Raw genomic sequence first — 25,841 nt, 5'->3', positions numbered from 1 at the left:
GGTACTGCAGGGGGGACCCTGTGGGAGAGTAGGACGCCGCCGAACAATCATTCACAGAGAACCCCCATCCGGGAAACCGGATGGGGGTTCTCTGCGTTGTGATTCACTCGTCCTGGAGTTCCTCGTCCTCTTCCCACGGCCGCGATTGTGCCTGGGCTGATGCCCGGCCATCGGGTTGAGGTGGTACCGCCGCCGTTCCCCACGCCGGCCGGGTCAGCCAGGCGTCCCTGTCGTTGGTGAGCCGGGCGATGCCCGTCCCGTCCGGCCGCATGGTGTAGAGGTCGGCCTCGGAGCCGGCGGGGGCCTCGGCGAACACGATGGACTTGCCGTCGGGCGCGTAGGACGCGGTGCCGTAGAAGACGTTGGATGGGGCGGGGGTCAGCGCGCCGATGGCGGTGCCGTCGGGGTGGACGGTGTAGATGCCGCCGCCGGGGGCGTCGGTGCGGCCGGCCGGGTAGGTGGTGAAGAGGATCTGGGTGCCGTCGGGGGACCAGTTGGCGCGGTCTCCGGCGCGCAGTTCCCAGGGGGTGAGCTGCCGCAACCCGGTGCCGTCCGCGGCGACGACGTAGATGGCGCGGCTGTTGGCGGGCTGACCGGTGGCACCGGTGCGGTACTCGAAGGTGAGCTGCTTGCCGTCGGGGGACCAACTGGGGTTGCTGACCTGCCCGGAGTACGGCTTGTCGTTGGTGAGGAAGGTGAGCCGCTGGACGTCGGTGCCGTCGGGGCTCATCAGGTAGAGGTCCGAGTACTGGATCTGGTTTCTGTCGGCCGGGTCGAGGGCGCCCCAGGAGCGGCTGAAGGCGAGTTGCTTGCCGTTGGGTGAGTAGGCGGGGGCGCGTTCGTCCTCGTTGGTGCAGTCGGCGGTGCCGGTCTCGCAGAGCTGGTCGATCTGGTGGGCGCCGTCGCCGTTGGTGGAGACCGTCCAGAGGCGGGCGGCGCCGCTTCGTGGGTCGGTCCGGTCGAAGGTGATCGTGCTGCCGTCCGGGGACCAGTCGGGGCGGTCGTCGCGGGTGCGGTCGGGCGGCTGGGTGACCTGGTGCCAACCGGTGCCGTCGGGTGCGAGGGTGACGATGGCGCTGGTGGTGCGGGCGGTGTTGAGGAAGACCCCGCCGACGATCAGACCGTTGTGTGCGGTGGCCGCAGGCGTTCCGGCGGCGGCGCCGACCACGCCGGGGCTCGCGGCGGCGGTCGTCGACTCGGCTGCGGTGGAGGGGGCGTCCGCCTGGATCTCGGACAGGGGGATCTCACCGGGTTCGGCGCCGCACCCGGTCAGCAGGGCGCTCAGCAGCAGAAGGCCCGCACCGGCGCTGGCGCGGGTGCGGGCCTCGGGTGTGGACCTGGGGGACTGCCGTGTGCGGGTCATCCGTGTCATATCCGCTCCGACCTTTCCGACCTCTCCGGCGTTCGCTCCGTCTCCGATGCAGGACGAAGGCCCCTCAAAGGGGCTGTCACTGTGTCAGACGGGGAGCGTCGGCGACCGGGCGACACGCGACGCCTGGCGTTCGGTCGGTCACACGGAGTAGAAGGTCTCGGGAGGGCGGCGCGGGGTGGAACCGGGGCGGGGCTGGTCAGCCCCGGGCGGCGCGGCGCTCGGCCTTGGCGAGGGCCTCCGCCTCGTCCTCGGCCTCGGCGACCTCCAGGGTGGGCGCGGTGCCGTCGAGGTGGGTGGGCAGCCACCAGGTGTCGTCCGGGCCGGAGGGCTTGCCGGGGTACTCGCGCTGGGCCTGGTCGAGCATCTCGCTCATGGCCGCGCGCAGCCGCCTGGTGACCATGACGGGCTTGTCGTTCGGGCCGAGGTGAATCGGTTCGCCGATCATGATGGTGACGGGGACGTGGCGCTTGGTCAGGGTCTTCGGACGGCCCTTGGTCCAGAGCTGCTGGGTGCCCCAGAGGATGACGGGCAGCAGCGGGGTGCCGGAGTCGGCGGCCATCCGGGCGGCGCCGGTCTTGAACTTCTTCAGCATGAACGAGCGGCTGATGGTCGCTTCGGGGAACACCCCGACGACCTCGCCGGCCTTGAGGGCGCGCACGGCGGCCTCGTACGCGGGCTGCCCGTCGGTGCGGTCGACCGGGATGTGCTTCATGCCGCGCATCAGCGGGCCGGAGACCCGGTGCTTGAAGACGTCGTCCTTGGCCATGAAGCGGGTCTTGCGCTTGCCGCCGCGGTAGGCGCCGAGGCCGGCGAAGAGGAAGTCCAGGTAGCTGATGTGATTGCTGACCAGTACGGCTCCGCCCCTGGCGGGGATGTTCTCGGCGCCTACGATCTTGATCCGCACGTCGAGCGCACGGAAGGCGGTGAGTGCGGCGCCGATCACCGGCGGGTACACGAACTCTGCCACGGTCAGTCCTGACTTCCACGGGCCGGAGCCCGGTACGGCGGGTACCCGCGTCGCTGAGCGGGGCCGACCGGAGCGCGGCACGCCGCGGCGGTCACGGGTGATTCACGGAGATGATCCCCCGAACGAGTGCCTGCTGTCACCTGAGCCGTGCGGTCAAGCGGATATTCGCGGTGTGATCTCCGTGATGAGTTCGGGTGGGAACTTTTCCCTCCCCGGCGACCTGGAGGCCCGGTCCGTCCCGGAGGCCCAGGGGGCCCAAGGGGTGGCTAGGCTCCGGCGCCGAGGCGCCCCTGGGCGCGGCGGACGAAGGGGTAGACCTCACGGCCGAGGCAGTAGCCGAACGCGGCGTTGAGGAAGGCCGCCGCCAGGGCGAAGGCCGTGGCCAGTAGGCCGAGCCAGGCCACCCCGGTGAGGAAGCCGAGGGCGCCGACGGTGGCGAACACCAGGCCGACTCCCTGCGCGAAGCGGGGTGGCCGCTCGTCCTCGGTCTCGGAGGGCGGGGCCAGTCGGGGGAGGAGGAAGGTCTGGTAGAGCCAGCCGTAGGGGGAGAGCCGCAAGCCGCCGAACGCGCCGAGTGCGAAGACGAGGGCCTGGACGGCCAGCAGCACGTCACTGCCGGTGATGAGGGCGGCGGCCAGCACGACCGAGGTGAGCGCGGCGGCGAAGCGGGGACCGCGGGGATCGATCTGCACGAGGGCTCCGGGAGGGTCGCGACGGGCGGCGGCGGGGCGCGTCAGCGACAGCGGGTGGTGGTGGCCCGGCCCAGGTCGACGACGCGGCGGGAGGTCAGCAACGGCGGTGCGGTGCGGTCGGATTCCACCCGGCGATCGTACGCGGGCCCGGCCCGGTGGTCGACCTCCCTTTCGAGGCCCGGGGCCGCTGCCGCAGACTGGGGACGGCCGGTTGGTGGTGTGCGTCGTCGTGTCGGCGCCGGCGACCACCTTCGGGCTGCTACGGGCACGGCACGACGGGAGGCTGAGGGTGCGCACCAACGGCGGGGCGGTACGGCTGTCGGAGGCGGAGCTGGGCGGGGCGCTCGGCGAGCGGGCGACGCTGGTTCAGTTCTCGACGGCGTTCTGTCAGCCGTGCCGGGCCACCCGCCGGGTGCTCGCGGAGGTGGCCGGCATGGTCGACGGGGTGGCGCACGTCGAGGTGGACGCCGAGGAGCGGCTGGAGCTGGCTCGCCGGCTGGAGATCCTGCGGACGCCGACCGTCCTGGTGCTGGACGGGGGCGGCCGGGTGATGCGCCGGGCGGCCGGACTGCCGCGCAAGGCGGATGTGATCGCGGCGCTCGGCCAGGCGGTGTGAGCCGGGGGCCCCGGCGATCCTGCGGCGGATATGTAGTCCGATCAGGTGGTGTCGGGGCTGCCCTGGGGCAGGATGGGCGCAGACGGAAGTGCAGCCGCCCGACCTAAGCTACTGGCCAGTAGTGACCACTGGACTACTGCCGAGTATGCTGCCAGGAAGTTCCGGACCGGCACGGGAACCCGCTGCCCGGAGCGGGCGCGCACCGTGTTCGCGCCCCGCTTGCACAGCCGCAGCCGCCGGACGAGACCAGTACAGGAGACAGGCCGTGAGCTTGAGGATCGTTGTCTGTGTGAAGTACGTGCCGGACGCGACGGGTGACCGTCGGTTCGCGGACGACCACACCACCGACCGGGAGGGTGTGGACGGCCTTCTGTCGGAGCTCGACGAGTACGGCGTGGAGCAGGCGCTGCGGATCGCGGCGGCGAACGAGGGCGCCGAGGTGACGGTGCTGACGGTCGGGCCGGACGACGCGAAGGACGCGCTGCGCAAGGCGCTGTCGATGGGTGCGGACAAGGCCGTGCACGTGAACGACGAGGACATCCACGGTTCGGATGTGATCGGGACGTCGGCGGTGCTGGCGAAGGCGCTGGAGAAGACCGGGTTCGACCTGGTGATCGGTGGGATGGCGTCGACGGACGGTTCGATGGGTGTGCTGCCGGCGCTGCTGGCGGAGCGCCTCGGTGTGGCGCAGGTGACGCTGCTGTCGGAGGTGTCGGTCGAGGGCGGTGTGGTGCGGGGCCGTCGTGACGGTGACGCGGCGACGGAGCTGGTGGAGGCGGCGCTGCCGGCGGTGGTGTCGGTGACGGACCAGTCGGGTGAGGCCCGGTACCCGTCGTTCAAGGGGATCATGGCGGCGAAGAAGAAGCCGGTCCAGTCGCTGGATCTGGACGATCTGGGCATCGGGGCGGACGAGGTCGGTCTGGCGGGTGCGTGGACGGCGGTGGAGTCGGTGGCGGCGCGTCCGGCGCGGACCGCGGGCACGGTCGTCAAGGACGAGGGCGAGGGCGGCAGGCAGCTCGCCGGCTTCCTCGCCGACCAGAAGTTCATCTAGTCCCCCCCGTTCGCGCATCCAACGATCGATCAGGAGCAACGAATCATGGCTGAGATCCTGGTTCTGCTGGACCACGCCGACGGTGCGGTCCGCAAGCCGGCCCTCGAACTGCTGACCCTGGCCCGCCGGATCGGCGAGCCGTCCGCGGTCGTGCTGGGCGCCGGTGCTGCCGCCGCCGACCTCGCGGCCAAGGCCGCCGAGTACGGCGCGGCCAAGGTGTACGTCGCCGACGGCGCGGAGTTCACCGACCAGCTGGTCGTCCCGAAGGTGGACGCCCTCACCCAGATCGCCAAGGCCAACGACGCCGCCGCCGTCCTGGTCACCTCCTCCGGCGAGGGCAAGGAGATCGCCGCCCGCGTCGCACTGCGGCTGGGCTCCGGCATCATCACCGACGCCATCGACCTGGAGGCCGGTGAGGGTGGCCCGGTCGCCACCCAGTCGGTGTTCGCCGCGTCCTTCCAGGTGAAGTCGAAGGTGACGAAGGGCGTGCCGGTCATCACCGTCAAGCCGAACGCGGTGGCCCCCGAGGCCGTTGCGGGCGCGGGCGCGGTGGAGAACGTGGCGGTGGAGTTCACCGGCAACGCGGCCAAGGTCACCTCGCGCACCCCGCGGGTCTCGACCGGCCGTCCGGAGCTGACCGAGGCCGCGATCGTGGTCTCGGGCGGCCGTGGCGTCGGCGAGGCGGCCGGCTTCGGCGTCGTCGAGGAACTCGCTGACGCGCTGGGCGCGGCCGTCGGCGCCTCGCGTGCCGCCGTCGACGCGGGCTGGTACCCGCACAGCAACCAGGTCGGCCAGACCGGCAAGCAGGTCTCGCCGCAGCTGTACATCGCGGCTGGCATCTCCGGTGCCATCCAGCACCGGGCGGGCATGCAGACCTCGAAGACCATCGTGGCCGTCAACAAGGACCCGGAGGCCCCGATCTTCGAGCTGGTCGACTACGGCGTGGTCGGCGACCTGTTCGCCGTGCTGCCGCAGCTGACCGCCGAGGTGAAGGCCCGCAAGGGCTGATCCCCGCACACGGCAGTGGGAGGGCGTGGCACCGGGTACCCGGTGCCACGCCCTCCGGCGTTTCCGGCACAGGTCGGTACAAGCCAGGTGGGCGGCGGCTGGTGACCGCTGCCCACGGACGGTCCGGGTGCGGCCCGTAGAGTCGGCGCGACAGCGTGAGACGAGGGCGAGGACGGAAGCATGGCACTGCTGACCGCACTTCAGGGCGACTACGGGGACGCGGCGGACGCGCTGCGGATCGACGGGCGGGCGCTGTCCCGCGAGGAGCTGCTGGGCGCGGCGACCGCCGTCGCCGACCGGGTGGCCGGTGCGCCCGCGCTCGCCGTGCTCGCCCGGCCCGCCGTCGAGACGGTCGTCGCCGTGGTCGGCGGCTTGCTGGCGGGCGTGCCCGTGGTGCCGCTGCCGCCCGACTCCGGGCCCAAGGAGCGCGAGCACATCCTGCGCGACTCGGGTGCGGTGCTGCTCGCGCACGCCGTGGGCGACGCGGTGCCGGGTGAGGTGGAGGGGGTGCCGGTCGACCCGGCGGACCGCGCCGCCACCACGTTCGCCGAGCCCGCGCCGGACGCCACCGGCTTCGTCCTCTACACCTCCGGCACCACCGGGGCGCCCAAGGGAGCCGTGATCCGGCGCCAGGCGATCGCCGCCGACCTGGACGCGCTCGCCGCGGCCTGGCAGTGGACCGCCGAGGACACCCTCGTCCACGGCCTGCCGCTGTTCCACGTCCACGGACTGATCCTCGGCGTCCTCGGCGCCCTGCGGACCGGCAGCCGGCTCGTGCACACCGGGCGGCCCACCCCGGAGGGGTACGCGGCCGCGAGCGGCAGCCTGTACTTCGGGGTGCCGACCGTCTGGTCCCGGGTGGCGGCCGACCCCGGGGCGGCGGGTCGGCTGGCCTCGGCCCGGCTGCTGGTCTCCGGCAGCGCGCCGCTGCCGGTACCGGTGTTCGAGAAGCTGGCCGCGCTCACCGGGCACGCCCCGATCGAGCGCTACGGGATGACCGAGTCGCTGATCACCGTCAGCACCCGGGCGGACGGCGAGCGCCGGCCCGGCAGCGTCGGCCTGCCGCTGGACGGGGTGCGCACCCGGCTGGTCGGCGAGGACGGCGCTCCGGTGCCCTCCGACGGGGAGAGCGTCGGAGAGTTGCAGGTCGCCGGGCCGACCCTGTTCAGCGGGTACCTCAACCGGCCCGACGCGGATGCCGAGGCCTGGACGGCTGACGGCTGGTTCCGCACCGGGGACGTCGCCGTGATCGGTGAGGACGGCTTCCACCGGATCGTCGGTCGCGCCTCCGTCGACCTGATCAAGAGCGGCGGCTACCGGATCGGCGCCGGTGAGGTGGAGGCCGCGCTGCGCGACCACCCCGCGGTCGCCGACGCGGCGGTGGTCGGTGCGCCGGATGAGGACCTCGGGCAGGCCGTCGTCGCGTACGTCATCCCGGACGGCGCCGTGACGGGGGAACAGCTGACGGCCTTCGTGGCGGAGCGGCTGTCCGCGCACAAGCGGCCGCGCCGGGTCGTGCTGGTGCCCGAACTGCCCAGGAACGCGCTGGGAAAGGTGCTGAAGAAGCAGCTGCTGGCGGAGTCGGACCAGCAGGGGTGAGGGGGCGTCGGGCAAGCAGCCCGATGACTGGCCTTCACCCTGATACCCCGTCGGTGCTCACCGGCCGTGAACCCTTCCATTGGCTCACTCCACTGCGCGCCGTGAGCGGACGCGTGCCTACCGTGACACGCAGGCAGAACTGAATCCCCGCCCGGCATGCCGCGGCTCCCGGTCGCACGACCGGAGGCCGTGGCATGCCGGGCGGGGTCTGCCGAGCCGTGCGTGCCGTCTCACCGGGACGTGCGTGTCCGTAGCCGATTCCGCAGCCGCCCCCGTGGCGGCAGTTCGCAGCAGTGAGGGAAGACAGCAGGATGACCACCGTCAACACCGGCGCGCCGGGTGCCGCCGACGAACCGACCGGGCAGCACGCTGCCACCACCGTCGACCAGCGGGCGGCCACCGTCAGCCCCGTCAGCCCCGTCAGCCCCGTCCGTCCCTCGCGGGCCGCGCGGGTGCGTCGGGGGATAGGCATGGTGGCCGTGATCGTGGCCGGTGCGGGTGTGATCGGCGTCGGCCCCGGCGTCAGCCCCGCCGCCGCCGCCGAGTCGGCACCGGCGCACGCTGGGTGGGACGGCTCGCGGTACTGGTTCAAGAACAGTCAGGGGCAGTGGCGCTGGACCACGCACTACGACGTGTACGTGGCGCGGACGGGGGGCGGATCCTCCTCCGCAGCGAAGGCCCCGTCGACGGGCGCGAAGTCGAGCGGGGGGATCAAGCAGGGCTGGGACGGGTCGCGGTACTGGTTCAAGAACAGCAAGGGGGAGTGGCGCTGGACCACGCACTACGACGTGTACGTGGCGCGGACGGGGGACGGGTCCCCGTCGTCGTCCGGGTCGTCCGGATCGTCCTCGTCGGGCTCGGCCGCCGGCGCGGTGGCGGGGGACCAGGGCGTCGAGTCCGCCGTGCAGTTCGCGCTGAGCCAACTGGGCAAGCCGTTCCGGACCGCGGGCAACGGGCCGGACGGGTACGACTGCTCGGGCCTCGTGCAGCAGGCCTTCCGACGCGGCGGGGTGAACCTGCCGCGGGTGGCCAACGACCAGTACGCGGCGACCACGCCCATCAGCGCCGGCCAGCTGCGCCGGGGCGACCTGCTGTTCTGGTCCCCCAACGGCACCAAACGGGGCATCCAGCACGTGGCGATCTACCTGGGCAACAACCAGTACGTCGAGGCGGCGCGGCCGGGCACGCTGATCCGGATCTCGGGGATCAGCAGCGGCTACTACCCGTCGTACATGGGGCGGCCGTAGGCCGAGTGCTGCTAGGCACGTGAGCCGGGGCGTTCGGGAGTTGTGGCCCGGGCGCCCCCACCGGGGGTGAGCCCGGCCCGCCCGGGCCCGTCGGGAAGCGGCTGGTCAGAGGTCGGTCGGGCGGGGGAGGGCGCCACGGGCGCCCAGGGCGGTGACGGCGAAGGCGCCGGCGGCCACGGCGGTGGCGGCCGCGGCGGGGAGGGAGGCGCCGCGGGCGAGTCCGGCGGCGAGGGCGCCGCAGAAGACGTCGCCGGCACCGGTGGTGTCGACGACCTGGACGGCGGGGGCGGGCAGTCGGGCCGACCGTCCCTCGGTGGCGACCAGCGCGCCCTCGCCGCCGAGGGTGAGTACGACGCCGTCGGCGCGGCGGGCGAGGGCCCGGGCGGCCTCCTCGACGGTGGGGGCACCGGTCAGCTGGCGGGCCTCGACGGCGTTGGCGACGACCAGGGGGTGGCGCCCGGTCGGACCGGTGTCGGGGAGCGAGCCGGCCGGGGCGGCGTTGTGCACCCAGTGGGTGCCGTCGGCCGGCAGGGCGGCGGCGGTCGCTCGGATGCACTCCTCGGGGACCTCGCCGCTGGTGAGGAGCACGTCGACGGGGAGCAGGTGCAGGCGGGCGAGTGCGGCGGTGACCTCGGCGGCGGTCAGGTGGGCGTTGGCGCCGGGGACGACGACGATGCTGTTCTCGCCGGCGGGGTCGACCATGACGATCGCCTGCCCGGTCGGCGCGTCGGGGTGGGTGAGCACGGAGGCCGTCTCGACTTCCGCGCCGCGCAGGTCGGTGAGCGCGGCTTCGCCGTCGGCGTCGTGCCCGACCTTCGCGACCAGGTGGACGGCGGCGCCCATGCGCGCCGCCGCCACCGCCTGGTTCGCGCCCTTGCCGCCGAACCCCTGGGTGGCGGCGGTGGCGAGGACGGTCTCGCCGGGGGCGGGGAGGACGGGGCAGCGGAGGATGCGGTCGGCGTTGATCGAGCCGATGACGATGACGCGGCCGGCTGGGAGCAGCTTCATCGTTCCTCTGTACGTGCTGGGGTGCGCGCGGCGCAAGCGGGCGCCGGGGGGCGCGCGAGGGGCGCGGGGAAGAATATGTCGACCGGTCTACTGAATTATGCAGACCGGTCTAGATATTGCCGGGAGAAATCTGTCGGTCGGTCTACATAGTCGGGTGGAGGGGGTGATGCGAGGTGATCTGGGGTGATGATGGCGCACAGGAAGTCGGACGGGCCGACTTCCTGTGCGCGCAGGGTGTGAGCAGGGTGCAACTTTGATGTAGACCGGTCTACATATTTCTCCCGGAAGGCGGCTGGCCTGGGCACATGCCCCTGTCAAGGGGCGGAGTGGGGCGCAACGGCGGGCGCGGTGGGGAGGTATGGGGAGCGGCGTGGCGCGGGTACCACCACGGGTGGCGCTGGTTCGGCCGACGGGGGCGCTGCCCGGTGCGAACGGCATCGGGGCAAGTCGAGGGCAGGGGACGTTGTGATCGTCTGGGTCAATGGCACATTCGGGGCGGGCAAGACGAGTGCCTGCCGCGAGCTGGTGGAACTGCTGCCCGGGAGCGTGCTCTTCGATCCCGAGCTGGTGGGCTTCGGCCTGCGCCGGATGCTCCCGGCCGACCGGCTGGCGACGGTGTCCGACTTCCAGGACCTGGCGGCCTGGCGCCGGCTCGTCCCCGAGACGGCGGCCGCGCTGCTCAGTGAGGTCGCGGGCCCGTTGGTGGTCCCGATGACCCTGCTCAGGGAGGACTACCGGGACGAGATCTTCGGCGACCTCGCCTCCCACGGCATAGCGGTGCACCACTTCGTCCTGGACCCAGAAGAAACGATCCTGCGTCACCGCATCGCCCACCGCGACGAGTGCCCGGGAGATCCGGAGGCCAGCGAGCGGGTCCGCACGTGGTGCTTCGAGCACGTGGCCCGCTACCGGGCCGCCCGGCGCTGGCTGGTCGAGGACGCCCGGATGCTCGACACCAGCGAGCTCACCCCCCGCGAGACCGCCCACCGGATCGCCGAACTGGTCCGCGTCGGCGCCGCCCGCTGCCCGATCGTCCAGACCCCCGACCCGACCGGGGACACCGTGGCCTCCGCCGTCCTGTTCTTCGACGAACAGGACCGCGTCCTGCTGGTCGACCCCGTCTACAAACCCGACTGGGACTTCCCCGGAGGCGTGGTCGAACGCGGCGAGGCCCCCACCGACGCGGCCCTGCGCGAGACCGCCGAGGAACTGGGCCTGCGGCTCGACCCGACCGGGCTGCGCCTGCTCGCCGTCGACTGGGAGCCGCGCACCGGCCCGCGCCGCGGCGGCCTGCGCCTGATGTACGACGGCGGCCAACTGGACGCCGCCTCCCGCCAGAACCTGCTGCTCCAGGCGGAGGAGCTGCGCGACTGGCGCTTCGTCACCCTGGACGAGGCCGCCGACCTGCTGCCCCCGAGCCGCTACCGCCGGCTCGCCGCCGCCCTGGACGCCCGCCGCAGCGGCGAGTTGCGCTACCTGGAGGCGGGCCGCCGGGTCGCGCTCGGCCTGGCCAGCACGGCGGACGCGGCGTAGCCGCCTGGGATGCCTGACGAGCCCGGGTGCCGGGCCGTCCAGAGGCGGTGGCCGCTGTCCAGAGGCGCTGGCCGATGGCCCAGGCCGTTGGCCGATGGCTCGGCAGGGGCGGGAGGATGGGGGCATGCCGTTCACACTGAGCCACCCCGCCGCCGTCCTGCCCCTGCTGCGCGCCGCCGGGGAGCGCGGGCCGCTGGTCGCCTCGGCGCTGGTCGCCGGATCGATGGCGCCCGACGTCCCGTTCTTCGCCGAGTCGCTGCTGCCCGGGGTGTACGGCCACGGCGGTCTGACGCACCGCTGGTGGGCCGTGCCGACGCTGGACGTGGCGATCGCGGGCGCGCTGGTGGCCGGCTGGCACGGTCTGCTGCGCGCGCCGCTGGTGGCGCTGCTGCCCGACCGGTGGGCGGGCGCGGCCGAGGCACTGACGGTCCGGCGGCCCGCCGGAGCCGGGGCTGGTGCGGGGGCGGCGTGGTTCGCGGCGTCGGCGGCGATCGGTGCGACCACCCACGTCGGCTGGGACGCGTTCACCCACGAAGGTCGGCTGGGTGTCCGGCTGCTGCCGGTGCTGGACCGGGAGGTGGCCGCGGTTCCGCTCTACTCGGCGCTGCAGTACGGCAGTTCGGCGCTGGCCCTGGCCGCGATGGCGGGCTGGGCGGCGCGGGCGGCGCGGGGCGTGGAGCCGGTCCGCCCGGCCGTGGCACTCGCTCCCCGGGCGCGCCGCGCCGCCGTCGCGGCCCTGGGCGCGGCGACGGCGGTCGGGGTGCTGCACCGGCTGGTCCCGCTGCGGCGGAACCTGATCCCGGAGTTCTGCTTCGGCGCCGGGGCCGGGCTCGCGGTGGGGGCGGTCGGTTACGCGGTGGTGGCGGGTGCCGCCCGCAGGTTCCGGGGCGGGCGGCCGGTGCCGGGGACCGCCGACGGCGGCCCCCGGACCAACGTGCGTCAGACCGAGCGCAGTTCGGCGTAGCGGCGGAGGAACAGGGCCTCGGAGAGGGCCATCCGCTCCAGCTCCTGCGGGTCGACGCTCTCGTTGACCGCGTGGATCTGGGTGGTCGGCTCCTCGACGCCGATCAGCACGATCTCGGCCTTCGGGTAGAGCGAGCGCAGCGTGTTGCAGAGCGGGATCGAGCCGCCCTCGCCGGAGGCGACCATCTCGGTGCCGAAGGCCTCGGCCATGGCCTCGCCCATCGCCTCGTACGCCGGGCCGGTGGTGTCGGCGTTGAACGGGGCGCCGGTGCCCTGGCGTTCGACGGTCAGACGGGCGCCGAGCGGGACCTGCGCCTCCAGGTGGGCGACCAGCGCGTCCTGGGCGGCGGTCGGGTCGCTGCCCGGCGGGACGCGCAGGCTGACCAGGGCCTTGGCGGCGGCCTGGACGGAGGAGGTGGCGCCGATCACCGGCGGGGCGTCGATGCCGAGGACGGTGATCGCGGGGCGGGCCCACAGGCGGTCGGCGATGGTGCCGGTGCCGGTCAGGGCGACGCCGTCGAGCACCTTGGCGTCGGAGCGGAACTGCTCCTCCGAGTACTGGACACCGCTCCAGGTCTGGCCGCCGGTCAGTCCGGCCACCGCGACGTCGCCGTGCTCGTCGTGCAGCGAGGCGAGCATCCGGACCAGCGACTGCAGCGCGTCCGGGGCGGCGCCGCCGAAGGCGCCGGAGTGCAGGTTGCCGGCCAGGGTGGTGACCGCGACCTCGACGACCGTCATGCCGCGCAGCGAGGCGGTCACGGTGGGCAGGCCGGGGGCGAAGTTGCCGGTGTCGCCGATGATGATGGCGTCGGCGGCGAGCAGTTCGGGGTGGGCCTCGGCGTAGCGCTCCAGGCCGCCGGTGCCCTGCTCCTCCGAGCCCTCGACGATGATCTTCAGACCGACCGGGTAGCCGTCGCCGTACACCTGCCGCAGGGCTCGCAGGGCGGTCAGGTGCATCAGGATATTGCCCTTGCAGTCGGCGGCGCCGCGCCCGTACCAGCGGCTGTCACGCTCGGTCAGCTCGAAGGCGGGGCTGAGCCAGGCGCTCTCGTCGAGCGGGGGCTGGACGTCGTAGTGCGAGTAGAGCAGCACGGTCGGCGCGCCCTGGGGGCCGGGCAGTTCGGCGTAGACGGACTGGGTGCCGTCCGGGGTGTCCAGCAGTTGGACGTTGGTCAGGCCCTCGGCGGCGAAGGCGTCGGCGACCCAGCGGGCGGCCTTCTCGCACTCCTCGACCGGGAACTGGCGCGGGTCGGCGACCGAGGGGAAGGCGACCAGTTCGGCGAGGTCGGTGCGGGCACGGTCCATCAGGGACCGGACGGCGTCGGCCAGCGGCTGTGACATCGGGGCTCCGAGGGGAAGGCTTCGCCCGAGGGGTGGTGCGGGCGGAGGGGGCGGTTTGGGTACCGCCGATCATAGGCGGACTCGAACAGTCCGATCGGGTGGTTTTGCCCGGCGATCCCGCCCGGCGCACCGTCTGGTGGATCGGCCCGATGGATCGGCCCGGGTTCGATCTGAGTTCGGTCCGGGTTCGATCCGGGTTCGGTCTGGCGTTCGGGGCGGCGCGGCCAGCGGCGGGCTCGGCGGACGCATAGGATTGCTCGACGTGACTGACTCCGGAAGCTCCGATTCCCGCAGCCCACTCGACACCGAGGTCTCGCCGCTCGACGCCGAGGTACCCGGACGGCCGTCAGGCCGGTCGTCAGGTCAGCCGTCAGGCGAGGCGTCCGAGGGGGCGCCCGAGACGGTGTCCGAGACCGGGACGGTGCCCGAGGCCGGGACCGAGACGGTGTTCGAAGCCGTGACCGAGGCTGGGGTCGAGACCGAAGCCGAAGCCGAGACCGCGCCGAGGGTCGGTCAGTCGGCGCCCGAGCCGCTCGACGGCGTCTGGGACGTCGTGGTGGTCGGCGCCGGACCGGCCGGAGCCTCGGCCGCGCACGCCGCCGCCGTCCAGGGCCGGCGGGTGCTGCTCCTCGACAAGGCCGAGCACCCCCGTTACAAGACCTGTGGCGGCGGCATCATCGGCCCGTCCCGGGACAGCCTGCCGCCCGACTTCCGGCTGCCGTTGCAGGACCGCGTGCACGCCGTCACCTTCGCCTACGACGGGCGGTTCACCCGGACGCGTCGGTCCCGGCGGATGCTGTTCGGCCTGGTCAACCGGGACGAGTTCGACCTGCGCCTGGTGCAGGCGGCCAAGCAGGCCGGGGCGGTGCTGGTCACCGGAGTGACCGTCACCGGCGTCGAGCAGCGCGGCGGCGAGCACCGGACGGCGCTGGTGACGGCCGCCGACGGGCGCACCTTCGAGGCGCGCGCGGTGGTCGGCGCGGACGGCAGCGCGAGTCGGATCGCCCGGCACGTCGGTGTCACCTTCGACCAGATCGACCTCGGCCTGGAGGCGGAGATCCCCGTCCCGCCGCAGGTCGCCGCGGACTGGTCGGGCCGGATCCACCTCGACTGGGGCCCGCTGCGCGGCAGTTACGGCTGGGTGTTCCCGAAGACCGAGTCGAGCAGTCTGACCGTCGGCGTCATCTCGGCGCGCGGCGACGGCGAGCGGACCAAGCAGTATCTCGCCGACTACATCCGGCGGTTGGGGCTGTCCGGCTTCACCCCGAGCGTGGAGTCCGGGCACCTGACCCGCTGCCGGGCCGAGGACTCGCCGCTCTCCCGCGGCCGGGTGCTGGTCGCCGGGGACGCGGCCGGACTGCTGGAGCCGTGGACCCGCGAGGGCATCTCCTACGCGCTGCGCTCGGGCCGGCTGGCCGGCGAGTGGGCGGTGAAGGTCGCGGAGGCGGGCAAGGCGGCGGACGTGCGGCGCGAGGCGTTGAACTACGCGTTCGCCATCAAGGCCGGGCTGGGAGTGGAGATGCGCGCCGGCAAGCAGCTGCTGGGCGCCTTCGAGCGGCGCCCGTACCTGTTCCACGCGGCGGTCTGCCTGGTGGCGCCGGCCTGGCGGGCCTTCGCCCGGACCACCCAGGGGCACACCTCCTTCGCGCAGGTGCTCCGGCAGTACCGGGCGGCCAGGAAGCTGGCGGCGATGGCGTCCCGGTGACGGGAGGCGCATTCGGCCTTGGAGGCCCGTCAGGCCCGTCAGGCCCGTCAGGCCCGTCAGGCCCGTCAGGCCCGTCAGGTACGTGAGGCGCTTGAGGCGCTTGAGGCACCTGAGGCGCGGGCCGGCGCTCCGTCGTTCTCGGAGCGCCGGCCCTTGCTGCCCTACCGGCCCAACGGGCCATGCCCTCCGGCTATTTGAGACCGGAGTCGAGTGCGTTGATGAGCGTGCCGGAGGGGGTGTCGCCGGACATCTCCCAGATCATGCCGCCGAGCAGGTTCTTCGACTTGAGGTAGGCCGTCTTCTGGGTGATCGACCAGGCGTCGTCGAAGGTCCACCACTGGCCGCCGGCTCCGGTGTAGCCGTACGTCGCAATGGACTTGGGGTCGTGGTACACGGTCAGGTTGGGGACGCCGGTGATGAGGTTGTTGTAGCCGCGGGTGCCGGCCTCCTCGCTGAACTGGCCCGGGGCCGCGCCGTTCGCGGACTGCCACAAGCCGGAGGCGCCGCCGTCCGCCACGCCCTGCCAGCCGCGCCCGTAGAACGGGAAGCCGATGGTGAGTTTGCGCGGGTTGACCCCGGCGCCGAGGTAGGTCTGGACCGCCGCGTCCACGCTGAAGTGGAAGTTGTACGGGTCGTTCGGGTCGGCGTAGAGGTTGGCCTGGGGGCCGGTGCGGTTGGGCTCCCAGGAGTTGTCGCTGCCGGAGCCGTGGAAGTCGTAGCCCTGGACGTTGGCGATGTCCAGCGAGCTGAAGATCTTCGTGAGGTCCCAGCCCGCGGCGACCTTCGCCGGGTCGGCCGGGGTGAAGGCGGTGAGCAGCTTGTGGGATCCGCCCAACGCGTCGAGCTGCTTGCGGAATTCGGCCAGCAGCAGGGTCAGGTTGCCCTTGTCGTTGGCGCTCCAGTGGTTGCCCGCGTGGCCGTCGGCGGAGCCGGGCCACTCCCAGTCGAGGTCGATGCCGTCGAAGATCCCGGCCGCCACGCCGTCGCCGCCGGCGCCGTTGTAGACCGGCAGGTTGCCCTTGATCCACACGTCGAGGCAGGACTTGACGAACTTCTGGCGGGACGCGTCGGTGGCGGCGACGTCCGAGAAGTACTTGGAGTACGTCCAGCCGCCGAGTGAGACGACCACCTTCAGGTTCGGGTACTTGGCCTTCAGCTTCTTCAACTGGTTGAGGTTGCCGCGGAGTTTGCCCCAGCCGTCGTCGGCCACGCCGTCCACCGACTGGTCGGCGCTCATCGGGCGGGCGTAGTCGGCGTCGGCGTCACCGGCGCCGGTGCCCTGGTCCGGGTCCTGCGGGTTGGCGGTGGTGCCCTTGGTGACGCCCGCCAGACAGGTCAGGTTGACCGGATCGATGTTCTCGAAGGCGTAGTTGACGACGTCGAGCTTGGCCGCGCTGCCGGAGGTGTCGAGGTTCTTGACGAAGTACTGGCGGCCGTAGATGCCCCACTGGACGAAGTAGCCGACCCGGGCGTACTTTCCGGCGCCGACCAGGTCCGAGGTGGTGGCGGTGAGCGGGGCGGAGGCGGGAGAGGCGTTGTCGGCGGGGTCGCGGGCCTTCACGGTGAACGTGTAGGTGGTGGACGGGGACAGGCTGCCGACCGTCGCGGTCAGGGTGCTGCCGCTGACCGTCGCCACCAGCGTGCCGCCCTGGTAGACGTCGTACGCGGCGACCCGGACGTTGTCGGTCGCGGCGTTCCACGCGAGCGTGACGTCCGACGAACTGATCGCCGTGGTCCGGAGGTTGGTCGGCGCGGTGGGCGGGACCGGGTCGGTCGACGGGTCGAAGGTGGCGGCGGTGACGGGCGCGCTGAGCGGTCCGGTGTTGCCGCGGCTGTCCTTGGCCCGGACGGACAGCGTGTAGGTGGTGGCCGGGGTGAGCCCGGTGAGCAGGGCGCTGGTGGTGGTGCTGGAGCCGACCACGACGGCGCCGTTGAGCACGTCGTAGGAGGCCACCGGGAAGTCCCCGCCGGTGGCGACCGGCCAGGTCAGGGCGAGCGTGTGCGCGGTGGACTCGGTGACCGCCGGGGTGCCCGGCGCGGACGGTGGGACGTCGGCGGTGCCGTCGCACTTGTCGCCGTTGATGCGGCAGTTGGTGGGGGTGGCGACCGGGCCGTTGCCGACGAACCAGAAGCTGTACGGCTCGGTGGTGCTGTGGGCGTTGACGGTGGCGTTGTAGAACGCGTTGGTCGCGGTGACGTGCCGGCCGTTGACGGTGGCGGTGCCGTTGTAGCTGTTGCCGATGGTGACGCCGGCCGGCAGGTCGAACTCCAGGGTCCAGCCGGTCACGGCGGTGGCGTTGTCGTTGTGGACGATGTAGGTGCCCTGCCACCAGGAGCCGTTGTCGGCGGTGGTGAAGGAGGCGGTGAGTTTTCCGGCGGCGTTCGCCGGGGCGGCCAGCGCGGTGAGCGCGGCGAGGGGCAGGACCAGGACGGAGAGCAGTGCCAGCAGTCTGCTGCGCACGCGCGGGCGCCTGGCCCGGGATCGAGCGGACATGGTTCTCCCTGTGGCTGTGGGGGTTGGACAGGGTGACGTAGAACCGCGGTGCTTGGTGCGTGTGCGATGGGTGCCCGCGCCGTGGGGAGACGGGGCATGGGCACTGTAGGAGGACTGGACCAATGCGTCAACAGGTCTGTACCACTGGGGAGTTGGGGGACCAGCCGCCGTGGTGCGGGCCGGTCGGGGGGAAGACGAGGGCGAACTCCGTCACCTGTTCGCCCCCGTCAGCTCGTCCCCGAGCGGGCTGCGCAGGTACAGCACCGAGCGGCCGTGCCGGGCCCGGGTGACCAGGCCGGTGGCGGCGAGGACGGACAGGTGCTGGCTGACCGCGCCGGGGGTGACGCCCAGCCGGTAGGCGAGGTCGGTGGTGGAGGCGGGTTCGGCGAGCAGGGCCAGCAGCCGGGCCTTCGGCGCGCCGACCAGCGCCTCCAGGGCGCGCGGCGGCACCGGCGTCCCCGGGCCGGCCATGCCCGCCTGGCCGCGCGCCGGGTAACTGATCTGCGGCGCACGCTCGTTGCTGATCATCGTGATCGCGCCGCGGGCGAAGAAGGTCGGGATGAGGACGAGGCCGCGGCCGTCCACGGCGGTCTCCGCGTCCCAGTCCGTCCACCGGCGGTTGATCGACAGGACGCCGTCCTCCCAGTGCAGCCGGTGGTCCAGGTCGGCGAAGAGCGCCGCCGCGCCGTGCCGGGAGAGCAGCCGGGCCCGGTAGACCAGGTCGGCGTCCAGGACCGCACGGGCCTGCGGCCACCAGGACGGCGCGAGGCAGACCTCCCAGTACTCCTCCAGCGCATCGGCGATCCGCTGCAACAGCCGTGCCGGGTCGGCCAGTCCGGCGGCGAGCGCGGCGGGCAGGGGCCGCCCGTGCGGCAGGAAGACCTGCTCCAGTTCGGGGCGCAGCTGCTCCGGCGGCAGCGCGCGGACGGTGGCCAGCTCGGTGCGGAAGTCGGCGGCGGGCGAGGCCGGGCGGGGCGTCAGGAAGTCGGGGATCCAGCGGTTCCCGGCGATGAGTGACAGCAGCAGCGTGGAGTCCAGCCGTTCGAAGGCGGGCCGGAGCCGTTCGAAGGCCGGGGTCTGGAGCTGGTAGACGCCGGGGTGGGTCCACATGCGCAGGCTGAGCGAGGCCTCCTGGATCGGGGAGACGGCGAACCAGGTGGTGGCGAGGTCGGCCAGGCCGAGCGTGAAGCGGTGCACGGGGGCGGTCTCCTGCGACGCGGCGCGTGGGCGCCGGGGCTGGGGCGCGTGGGGCGCGTGGTTTTAGCCAGAGCCTAAAGGAGTACCGGACCCGGGCCGCCAGGCGGTGTGATCAGCACATGACCACCACCTCGCCGGCGGAGACGTCCGGACCCGACCCCGCCATGCCCGGAGGCGCCGCCATCACGGCAAGCACCGCAAGCACCGCAACCACCGCAACCACCGCAACGATCGCAGACACCGCAACGACCGGAAACGCCGCAACGACCGCAGACCCCGGAGACGTCGCGGACCCAGGAGGCCCCGCAGGCCCGCAGGCCGGCGGCGGGCTCGTCAGCGCCGTGCGACGGCGGCTGCACCCCGACCCGATGGTCCGGCGGCTGGCCGGGCTCACCCTGGTCAACACGATGGGCAGCGGCCTGTCCCTGTCCGTCGCGGTGCTGTTCTTCACCCGGGTGCTCGGTCTGAGCGCCGCCCAGCTGGGGCTCGGGCTGACCGCCGCCGGCCTGTGCGGGGTCGTCGCGAGCGTGCCGGCCGGGCGGGCCGCCGACCGTTGGGGCGCCCGGCCGGTGCTGGTCGTGCTGGTCGCGGCGCAGGCGGTCGGCACCGCCGGGTACACGCTCGCGCACAGCTATCCGGCCTTCGTGGTGCTGGCCTGCGGGGTCGCGGCCGTCGACCGTGGCTCCGCAGCCGTACGGAACGCGCTCTACGCCGAGGTGCTGCCGCCCGACCGCCGGGTGGCGGGCCGGGCCTACCTGCGGGTGGTGACCAACGTGGGCCTCTGCCTGGGTACGGTCGTCGGCGCGATCGCGCTCCAGGTGGACACCAGGCCGGCCTATCTGACGGCGATTCTGGCCGACGCCGCCTCCTTCGTGGTCGTCGCCGTGCTGTTCCACCGTCTCCCCGTCCTCGCGCATGCGGCCCCGGTCGCGCTGCCCGTGGGACCGGAGGCCGACGGTGCCGGGCGGGGCAAGCGGCGCAATCCGGCGCTGCGGGACGGCCCGTTCCTGGTCGTGACGGTGCTGAACGCGGTCCTCGCCCTGCAGTTCGCCGTCCTGGAGGTCGGCGTGCCGCTGTGGATCATCCATGACACCGAGGCGCCCCGGATCACCGTCGCGGGCACCCTGATCGTCAACACCCTGCTGGTGATCGCCCTCCAGGTGCGGGCCACCCGGGGGACGGAGGACCGGTCGACGGCCGCCCGGCTCTGCGGCCGCGGGGGGCTGCTGCTCGCCGCCTCGTGCCTGGTCATCGGCCTCGCGCACGGCCTGCCCGCGATCGTCGCCGCCGTGGTGGTGCTCGGCGGCATCGCGTTGCAGTCGCTGGGCGAGGTGTTCGGCCAGGCCGGCGGCTGGGCGCTCAGCTACGACCTCGCGGGGGAGCGTGACCACGGCGCCTATCAGGGCGTGTACAACGCGGGTTCGGCGGCGGCGATGATGGCCGGTCCGGCGTTGGTCAGCACCGCCGTGATCGGGTTCGGTCCGGCCGGTTGGGTCGTCCTGGGCGCGGTACTGGCGGCGGCGGGCCTGGCGATGGGCCCCGTCGTCCGGTGGGCCGGGCGACGGGGAGGGTACGCCGAGGGCCGGTGACGCGGCCGCTCCCGGACGGGCGCGAGGGCCTCGATCCCGATCGGCACCTCGGGCAGGATTGGCTCTGGCCGAGGGGCGGGTGGGCGTGCCAGAGTCGTCCGGGCGCGGCCCGGGCACCCGGGCGGCACCGCAGTCCGACCCACCCTCAGCCGGAAGGCAGGCCCCGCCGATGACCAGCGCAGAGCCCCTCGTCCGCGTCACCACCGCCGACGCCGTCACCACGATCACCCTCGACTCGCCGCACAACCGCAACGCACTCTCCACCCGGCTGATGGCCGAACTGCACGCCGGTCTGGCGGTCGCCGCGGCCGACCCGGAGGTCCGGGCCGTGGTGCTCGGGCACACCGGCAAGGTGTTCTGCGCGGGTGCGGACCTGTCCGAGGCGACCGGCGCGGACCCGACGGTCGGCCCGCGCGGCCTGGTCGAGCTGCAGCGGGCGATCGTCGACTGCACCAAGCCGGTGATCGCCGTGATCGACGGGCACGCCCGGGCCGGCGGCCTCGGCCTGATCGGCGCGGCGGACCTCGCCCTCGCCGGGCCGGCCGCGACCTTCGCGTTCACCGAGGTCCGGCTCGGCCTCGCGCCCGCCGTGATCTCGCTGCCGCTGCGCCCCAAGCTGGACCCGCGCGCCGCCTCCCGCTACTACCTCACCGGCGAGGTCTTCGACGCCGCCGAGGCCGCCCGGATCGGCCTGATCACCCGCGCCACCGAGTCCGCCGAGGACACCGGGGTCGCGTTGAAGGGCCTGCTGGACGCGCTGCGCCAGGGCTCCCCGCAGGGGCTGGCGGAGTCCAAGCGGCTGGCCAACGCCGAGGTGGTGCGGTCCTTCGAGCGGGACGCGGAGGGGCTGGTGGAGCTGTCGGCGCGGCTGTTCGGGTCGGCGGAGGCGCAGGAGGGGATGCGGGCGTTCCTGGAGAAGCGGCCCGCGCGCTGGGTGCGCTGACCCCGGGCCACTCCACCCTGGGCCACTCCACCCCTGGCCACTCCACCCCAGGCCACTCCACCCCGGGCCACTGCGCACCCCTGGCCACTCCACCCCGGGCCGCTCCCAGCGCGCGGCGCGCCGCGAGCTACGTGCGGCGCGGCCTCAGCCGATGACCGCGCTGGTCCGCCAGAGTTCGAGCAGCGCCTCGTCGCCGTCGAGTTCGACCTGCGCGGGTCCGACCGGGAGCCGGTTCCACAGCAGCAGGTACAGGTCGTGGGCGGGGCCGGTGAGGGTGAGGTCGGCCGGTTCGGCGGCGCCGCCCGTGCCGACGGCCGGCGGCTCCTGGGTGATGGTCAGCTGCCAGGAGCCGGGGCCGTCGGTGGTCCGGACCCCGATGGTGCGGGTCCGTTCGCTGCGCAGCCGGGAGCGGCTGCTGGCCACGAAGCCGCTCAGCAGTTCGTCGATGCCGTCGAGGGCGAGGGCGGTGTCCACCCGGGGGCCCTCGGTGCCGGCCGCCGCGTCGGCGTCGGCGCGGTGGACGGCGGTCTCGTGCGCCTGGCGGCGGGCCCAGAACCCGAGCGGGCTGGGCGACGGCAGGAAGCTCCAGCACTCGACGTCGGCCGGGGCCCGGGTGAGCGTGTCCACCAGGGCGGCGTGGCCTTCGCGGAACCAGTCCAGCAGTGCCGCGTCGGACGGCGCCGGCCCGATCACGGCCCGGCTGCCGTCCTCGTCGAGGGGCGCGCGCAGGCCCTGGGAGGGGTAGGCGGCGGCCCAGCGGTGGACGTTCCCGACGTGCCTCAGCAGGTCGTTCAGGTTCCAGTCCGGGCAGGTCGGTACGGGGGCGGCGAGGTCGGTCCGGGCGGCGGCCTCGGCGAGCAGGGTGCCCTCGCGGCGCAGGGCGTCAATGTGTTCGGTGATCTCCATGGGAGGGAGTGTGGCACCGGAGCCCGGCGTCGGTCGCGGTTTTCGGACCCGCCCGGGCGGAGGGCCAGGCCTGGCCGTGGGAGGCCGCAGGCCAGGGCGGGTGCGGGACCGGTGTGATGTTGACCGCCCGGCCGCCGGTCGGACCCTACGGGCCGGTAACGTGAGCTCATGCCGATAACCCGTTCGCTGCTCTCCGCGGTCCGAGCCGGTGGCCGCCGTGCCGCCGGCCGCCTCGTCCACCGGGGCTGGCGCTGGGTACAGCGGACCGGCGCGGTCACCCGGCAGAGCCCGGGCCCGTACCGGTTCGGCGAGTTGGGCGACGGTACGACACTGGCGTTCCCGCTCGGCGCGGTCTTCAACGAGCAGTGGATCACCATCGGGCCGTTCTCGATCATCGGCGAGCGGGTCACCATCAGCGCCGGTTTCCTGCCCGGCCTCGACCTCGGGCCCGAGCCGATCGTGCGGATCGGCGGCGGCTGCGTGATCGGCCGGGACAGCCACATCGTGGGCCACCAGTCGATCGTCCTCGGCGACGACGTGTGGACCGGGCCCGGCGTCTACATCTCCGACCAGGCTCACGAGTACCGGTCCACCGACCTGCCGATCGGCAAGCAGTGGCCGCGCAACGAACCGGTGGAGATCGGCGCCGGGAGCTGGATCGGCACCGGCGCGGTGATCCTGCCGGGGGCCCGGATCGGCCGCAACGTGGTGGTCGCGGCGGGCGCGGTGGTGCGCGGCGAGGTGCCCGACCACAGCGTGGTGGCCGGAGCGCCGGCCAAGGTGGTCCGCCGGTGGACGGCCGAGGAGGGCTGGCAGCCGCCGCTGCGCCACGACGCGCCCCAGCCGGTGCCGGACGGCGTGACGGCGGAGCAACTGCGGGCCCTGGTGGGGTGGGACCTGCGGTTGCCGGGGGAGCGGGACTGATGCACCCGCGCCGCCGTCCCGGTGGCGCGGGTGTCGTCGGCCGGACACGCCCTAGCGGACTGCGGGGGCCTGTTCGGCGGCTCGGGCGGCGATGGCGGCGGTGATCCGCAGGACGTCGGCGGGGCGGGCGGGGTCGAGGCCGGTGAGGGCGGCGATCCGGCGCAGCCGGTAGTCGACGGTGTTCGGGTGCAGGTGCAGGGCGCCCGCGGTGTGTCGCCGGTTGAGCCCGCCGGCCAGGTGGGTGCGCAGGGTGGTGAGCAACTCGCCGCCGTCGGCGAGCGGTTCGAGCAGTGCGGCGAGCCGGGGGCGGGCCTGGCTGGGGCGGGTGAGCTGGTATTCGAGCAGGACGTCGTCGAGCCGGTACAGGCCGGGTGGACGGTCGAACGCGCGGGCCACGTCCAGGACTTCGTACGCGAGCGCGGCCGCGCTCGGCACTTCGCCAGGTGCGGCGGCCGCCGCTGCGGCCAGGACGGGGACGCCCCCGGCCCGGGCGGCCGCTGCGACGGTGGCGGCCAGGTGCTGCCACGGGAGCTCGGCGGGCGTGCCGGGTCGCCCGGGCGCTCGCTCCGGCCGGGCCTCCGGGGGCGAGCCGAGCGGGACGAGTGCGAGGCCGCCCGAGGGGGTGAGCGCGGTGATCGCCGACTGCCGCGTCCGGTGGTCGAGTTCGGCGATGAGCCGGCGGAGCTTGCGGCGGCCGGCGATGCCCGGGTCGACGCCGGGGGCGTGCTCGTCGGGGTGGTCGGCGACGGACAGGCACAGGACGGCGTACCGGGGCGGTAGTCGGAGTCCGGCCCGGGCGGCGGCCTCGTCCGCCGGGGCGCCGGCGAGCAGCGCGGTGAGCAGCGACTGCCGGGCGGCTGCGTGCCGGTCGCCGGCCGGGCGGCGTTCGTCGAGGTAGCCGGCGCCGGCGGCGGTGGTGGCCTGGCGGAGCTGGTCGAGCAGCAGCCGGTTGAGGACGAGCAGGTCGGCGGCGTCGCCGTCGCGGGCGTGCCGGGTGACGAACTCCCAGCAGACCTCCAGCCCGAGATGGTGGGCGAGCAGGACGGCGTCCAGCGGCAGGCCCTCCTCGGCGCGGCGGGCGGCGGCCTCCCGGACGGCGGCGAACTCCTCGTCGGGGGTGGGGAGTCCGGTGCGGACGGCGTGGGCCAGGGCGCGGATCCGGCGCTCGGTGTCGCGGGTGAGTTCGCCGGTGAGCTGTTCGCGGGGCAGGCGGTGGTACACGGGCACGCGGTCCAGCAGTGCGGCGACCACGCTCTCGGCCAACTCGCCTACACCGCCCAGGAGTCGCTGGTCGGCGGGCCGGCCGCCGATCACCGGGACGCGCCAGCCGGGCATCCGGTCGGCGGTGTGGTCGGGCGCGCGGACGGGTGTGCGGTCGGGCATGCGGCCGGGGGTGGCGGTGGGCGCGGAGTGCGGCTCGCAGCGGGGTGTGGCGTCGGGTGAGCGGCCGGGCGAGGCGGCGGGTGCGTTGTGACCGGTCACAGAGAACACCGTCCAGGTCTGGGGAACGCCCAAGGGCCGGGCCGGAGGGGCGACCGCATGATGGAGCCACTCGGGTTACCTGTTGGTAACAAACTTCCGCCGTGGAGGCAACAGTTGAGAACCCCACTTCTCCGCTTCTCCGCAACTCCCGTGCGCCGCAGGCTCGGCGGGGCCATCGGCGCTACCGTCCTGGCGGGCGCGCTGCTGGCCGGCGCGTCGGCCGCCCCGGCGAGCGCCGCGACGTCCCCCTCCGTCGCGCCCGCCGCCGCCCGCTCCATCACCCCCGCCGCCGCCTCCGCCGAACTGCCGCCCGACGGTGACTCGGTGGCCTCGCCGCCCGGCGCCAACGACTGGAACTGCCGCCCGAGCGCCGCGCACCCCGATCCGGTGGTCCTCGTGCACGGCACCTTCGCCAACCGCTACGAGAACTGGCTCGCCCTCTCCCCGCTGCTGAAGGGCCTCGGGTACTGCGTCTTCGCGCTCGACTACGGCACCATCCCGGGCGTCACCTCCAGCGGCAGCGGCCTGCTGCTGCCGATCGGCGGCCTGGGCCCGGTGCCCGAGTCGGCCGCCCAACTCGGGCGGTTCGTCGACCTGGTGCTGAAGGCGACCGGCGCGGCCAAGGTCGACATCGTCGGGCACTCGCAGGGCGGCATGCTGCCGAACTACTACCTGAAGTTCCTCGGCGGCGCCGCGAAGGTCGGCCGGCTGGTCGGCCTGGCGCCGTCCAACCACGGCACGACGCTCGACGGGATCACCAAGCTCGTGCCGTACTTCCCCGGCGTCGCGGACCTGGTCTACACCGTCTGCCAGGCCTGCCGCGACCAGGCGGTGGGCTCCGACTTCAACCGCACGATGGCCTCCCGTTCGGACACCGTGCCGGGCGTGACCTACACGGTGATCTCGACCGTGTACGACGAGGTCGTCACCCCGTGGCGGACCCAGTTCCTGACCGGCCCGGCCGTCGACAACGAGGTGCTGCAGAACCACTGCCCGATCACGCTCGCCGAGCACGTGGCGATCGCGTTCTCGCCGACGGCGCTGCACCTGGTGACCAACGCCCTGGATCCGGCGCACGCCACACCGGTGTTCTGCGGCTGATCCGCACCCGTCGGAACGGCGGGGGGGGGGGGGGGGGGGGGGGGGGGGGGGGGGGGGTGGGGGGGTGGGGGGGGGGGGGGGGGGGTCTCCCCACCCCGGGCGT

At 73.8% G+C, this 25,841-nt stretch carries 21 protein-coding genes; 12 read left to right on the top strand and 9 right to left on the bottom strand.

Annotation, left to right across the window (positions count from 1 at the left end):
• Positions 1-103 precede the first annotated feature (103 nt).
• The 3 genes from AC07AL_RS26605 to AC07AL_RS26595 form a co-directional block, all read right to left on the bottom strand.
• Positions 104-1,363, bottom strand: a complete 1,260-nt coding sequence (locus tag AC07AL_RS26605; protein ID WP_478318432.1) for a TolB family protein — start codon at positions 1,361-1,363, stop codon at positions 104-106.
• Between the two features lie 205 nt (positions 1,364-1,568).
• Complete coding sequence (locus tag AC07AL_RS26600; protein ID WP_350887852.1) at positions 1,569-2,339, bottom strand: lysophospholipid acyltransferase family protein; 771 nt, start codon at positions 2,337-2,339, stop codon at positions 1,569-1,571.
• Positions 2,340-2,605: 266 nt separating this feature from the next.
• Entirely contained in the window at positions 2,606-3,031 is a 426-nt protein-coding gene (locus AC07AL_RS26595) for a DUF4395 domain-containing protein (RefSeq protein ID WP_478318430.1), read from the bottom strand.
• A 214-nt stretch (positions 3,032-3,245) separates the two neighbouring features.
• Between AC07AL_RS26595 and AC07AL_RS26590 the strand changes: the two genes are divergently transcribed.
• The 5 genes from AC07AL_RS26590 (at position 3,246) to AC07AL_RS26570 (ending at position 8,552) form a co-directional block, all read left to right on the top strand.
• Positions 3,246-3,647, top strand: a complete 402-nt coding sequence (locus AC07AL_RS26590; protein ID WP_478318428.1) for a thioredoxin family protein — start codon at positions 3,246-3,248, stop codon at positions 3,645-3,647.
• 265 nt (positions 3,648-3,912) lie between these two features.
• A complete protein-coding gene (locus tag AC07AL_RS26585) occupies positions 3,913-4,698 on the top strand; it encodes an electron transfer flavoprotein subunit beta/FixA family protein (protein WP_363588756.1) in 786 nt (261 codons plus the stop codon).
• 45 nt (positions 4,699-4,743) lie between these two features.
• Positions 4,744-5,706, top strand: a complete 963-nt coding sequence (locus AC07AL_RS26580) for an electron transfer flavoprotein subunit alpha/FixB family protein (RefSeq protein ID WP_478318426.1) — start codon at positions 4,744-4,746, stop codon at positions 5,704-5,706.
• Positions 5,707-5,886: 180 nt separating this feature from the next.
• Positions 5,887-7,305: an acyl-CoA synthetase gene (locus AC07AL_RS26575; RefSeq protein WP_363631565.1), complete on the top strand. Its 1,419-nt coding sequence runs from the start codon at positions 5,887-5,889 to the stop codon at positions 7,303-7,305.
• A gap of 311 nt (positions 7,306-7,616) precedes the next feature.
• Positions 7,617-8,552: a C40 family peptidase gene (locus AC07AL_RS26570; protein WP_478318425.1), complete on the top strand. Its 936-nt coding sequence runs from the start codon at positions 7,617-7,619 to the stop codon at positions 8,550-8,552.
• A gap of 105 nt (positions 8,553-8,657) precedes the next feature.
• On the opposite strand, the gene AC07AL_RS26565 is transcribed toward AC07AL_RS26570, so the two are convergent.
• Entirely contained in the window at positions 8,658-9,560 is a 903-nt protein-coding gene (locus AC07AL_RS26565) for a PfkB family carbohydrate kinase (protein ID WP_478318423.1), read from the bottom strand.
• A gap of 465 nt (positions 9,561-10,025) precedes the next feature.
• Here AC07AL_RS26565 and AC07AL_RS26560 point away from each other — a divergent pair, with 465 nt between their 5' ends.
• Positions 10,026-11,093 carry an NUDIX hydrolase gene (locus AC07AL_RS26560; protein ID WP_363588746.1) on the top strand — a complete coding sequence of 356 codons (1,068 nt, stop codon included), beginning with the start codon at positions 10,026-10,028 and terminating at the stop codon, positions 11,091-11,093.
• Positions 11,094-11,217: 124 nt separating this feature from the next.
• Positions 11,218-12,057 carry a DUF4184 family protein gene (locus AC07AL_RS26555; RefSeq protein ID WP_478318421.1) on the top strand — a complete coding sequence of 280 codons (840 nt, stop codon included), beginning with the start codon at positions 11,218-11,220 and terminating at the stop codon, positions 12,055-12,057.
• Here the strand turns inward: AC07AL_RS26555 and AC07AL_RS26550 are convergent.
• Complete coding sequence (locus AC07AL_RS26550) at positions 12,033-13,397, bottom strand: M20/M25/M40 family metallo-hydrolase (protein ID WP_478318420.1); 1,365 nt, start codon at positions 13,395-13,397, stop codon at positions 12,033-12,035. The genes AC07AL_RS26555 and AC07AL_RS26550 overlap by 25 nt on opposite strands.
• A gap of 262 nt (positions 13,398-13,659) precedes the next feature.
• Here AC07AL_RS26550 and AC07AL_RS26545 point away from each other — a divergent pair, with 262 nt between their 5' ends.
• A complete protein-coding gene (locus tag AC07AL_RS26545) occupies positions 13,660-15,102 on the top strand; it encodes a geranylgeranyl reductase family protein (RefSeq protein WP_478318419.1) in 1,443 nt (480 codons plus the stop codon).
• Between the two features lie 190 nt (positions 15,103-15,292).
• Here AC07AL_RS26545 and AC07AL_RS26540 read toward each other — a convergent pair whose 3' ends face one another.
• Together AC07AL_RS26540 and AC07AL_RS26535 are read right to left on the bottom strand one after the other, a co-directional pair.
• On the bottom strand, positions 15,293-17,596 hold the full coding sequence (locus AC07AL_RS26540) for a glycosyl hydrolase family 18 protein (RefSeq protein ID WP_478318417.1): 2,304 nt from the start codon (positions 17,594-17,596) through the stop codon (positions 15,293-15,295).
• 210 nt (positions 17,597-17,806) lie between these two features.
• On the bottom strand, positions 17,807-18,793 hold the full coding sequence (locus AC07AL_RS26535; protein WP_400811696.1) for an ArsR/SmtB family transcription factor: 987 nt from the start codon (positions 18,791-18,793) through the stop codon (positions 17,807-17,809).
• 341 nt (positions 18,794-19,134) lie between these two features.
• Between AC07AL_RS26535 and AC07AL_RS26530 the strand changes: the two genes are divergently transcribed.
• Positions 19,135-20,382 carry an MFS transporter gene (locus AC07AL_RS26530; protein WP_478318416.1) on the top strand — a complete coding sequence of 416 codons (1,248 nt, stop codon included), beginning with the start codon at positions 19,135-19,137 and terminating at the stop codon, positions 20,380-20,382.
• Positions 20,383-20,551: 169 nt separating this feature from the next.
• Positions 20,552-21,325, top strand: coding sequence for an enoyl-CoA hydratase family protein (locus tag AC07AL_RS26525; protein WP_063350153.1), 774 nt, complete (start codon positions 20,552-20,554; stop codon positions 21,323-21,325).
• 144 nt (positions 21,326-21,469) lie between these two features.
• On the opposite strand, the gene AC07AL_RS26520 is transcribed toward AC07AL_RS26525, so the two are convergent.
• A complete protein-coding gene (locus AC07AL_RS26520; protein ID WP_363631559.1) occupies positions 21,470-22,231 on the bottom strand; it encodes a maleylpyruvate isomerase family mycothiol-dependent enzyme in 762 nt (253 codons plus the stop codon).
• Between the two features lie 168 nt (positions 22,232-22,399).
• On the opposite strand from AC07AL_RS26520, the gene AC07AL_RS26515 reads away from it, so the two are divergent.
• A complete protein-coding gene (locus AC07AL_RS26515; RefSeq protein ID WP_363588732.1) occupies positions 22,400-23,155 on the top strand; it encodes an acyltransferase in 756 nt (251 codons plus the stop codon).
• Between the two features lie 51 nt (positions 23,156-23,206).
• Here AC07AL_RS26515 and AC07AL_RS26510 read toward each other — a convergent pair whose 3' ends face one another.
• Entirely contained in the window at positions 23,207-24,637 is a 1,431-nt protein-coding gene (locus AC07AL_RS26510; RefSeq protein WP_478318414.1) for a PucR family transcriptional regulator, read from the bottom strand.
• A 114-nt stretch (positions 24,638-24,751) separates the two neighbouring features.
• On the opposite strand from AC07AL_RS26510, the gene AC07AL_RS26505 reads away from it, so the two are divergent.
• A complete protein-coding gene (locus AC07AL_RS26505; RefSeq protein ID WP_478318412.1) occupies positions 24,752-25,738 on the top strand; it encodes an esterase/lipase family protein in 987 nt (328 codons plus the stop codon).
• Positions 25,739-25,841: the final 103 nt, after the last annotated feature.

Source organism: Kitasatospora sp. NPDC043949 (assembly GCF_056435365.1).
This window is presented reverse-complemented; position numbering and strand designations above follow the sequence as displayed.

Coding starts and splice junctions, on each gene's coding strand:
- AC07AL_RS26605 (WP_478318432.1), bottom strand. CDS start 1,363: ATGACCCGCACACGGCAGTCCCCCAGGTCCACACCCGAGGCCCGCACC.
- AC07AL_RS26580 (WP_478318426.1), top strand. CDS start 4,744: ATGGCTGAGATCCTGGTTCTGCTGGACCACGCCGACGGTGCGGTCCGC.
- AC07AL_RS26575 (WP_363631565.1), top strand. CDS start 5,887: ATGGCACTGCTGACCGCACTTCAGGGCGACTACGGGGACGCGGCGGAC.
- AC07AL_RS26570 (WP_478318425.1), top strand. CDS start 7,617: ATGACCACCGTCAACACCGGCGCGCCGGGTGCCGCCGACGAACCGACC.
- AC07AL_RS26565 (WP_478318423.1), bottom strand. CDS start 9,560: ATGAAGCTGCTCCCAGCCGGCCGCGTCATCGTCATCGGCTCGATCAAC.
- AC07AL_RS26555 (WP_478318421.1), top strand. CDS start 11,218: ATGCCGTTCACACTGAGCCACCCCGCCGCCGTCCTGCCCCTGCTGCGC.
- AC07AL_RS26550 (WP_478318420.1), bottom strand. CDS start 13,397: ATGTCACAGCCGCTGGCCGACGCCGTCCGGTCCCTGATGGACCGTGCC.
- AC07AL_RS26540 (WP_478318417.1), bottom strand. CDS start 17,596: ATGTCCGCTCGATCCCGGGCCAGGCGCCCGCGCGTGCGCAGCAGACTG.
- AC07AL_RS26525 (WP_063350153.1), top strand. CDS start 20,552: ATGACCAGCGCAGAGCCCCTCGTCCGCGTCACCACCGCCGACGCCGTC.
- AC07AL_RS26520 (WP_363631559.1), bottom strand. CDS start 22,231: ATGGAGATCACCGAACACATTGACGCCCTGCGCCGCGAGGGCACCCTG.
- AC07AL_RS26515 (WP_363588732.1), top strand. CDS start 22,400: ATGCCGATAACCCGTTCGCTGCTCTCCGCGGTCCGAGCCGGTGGCCGC.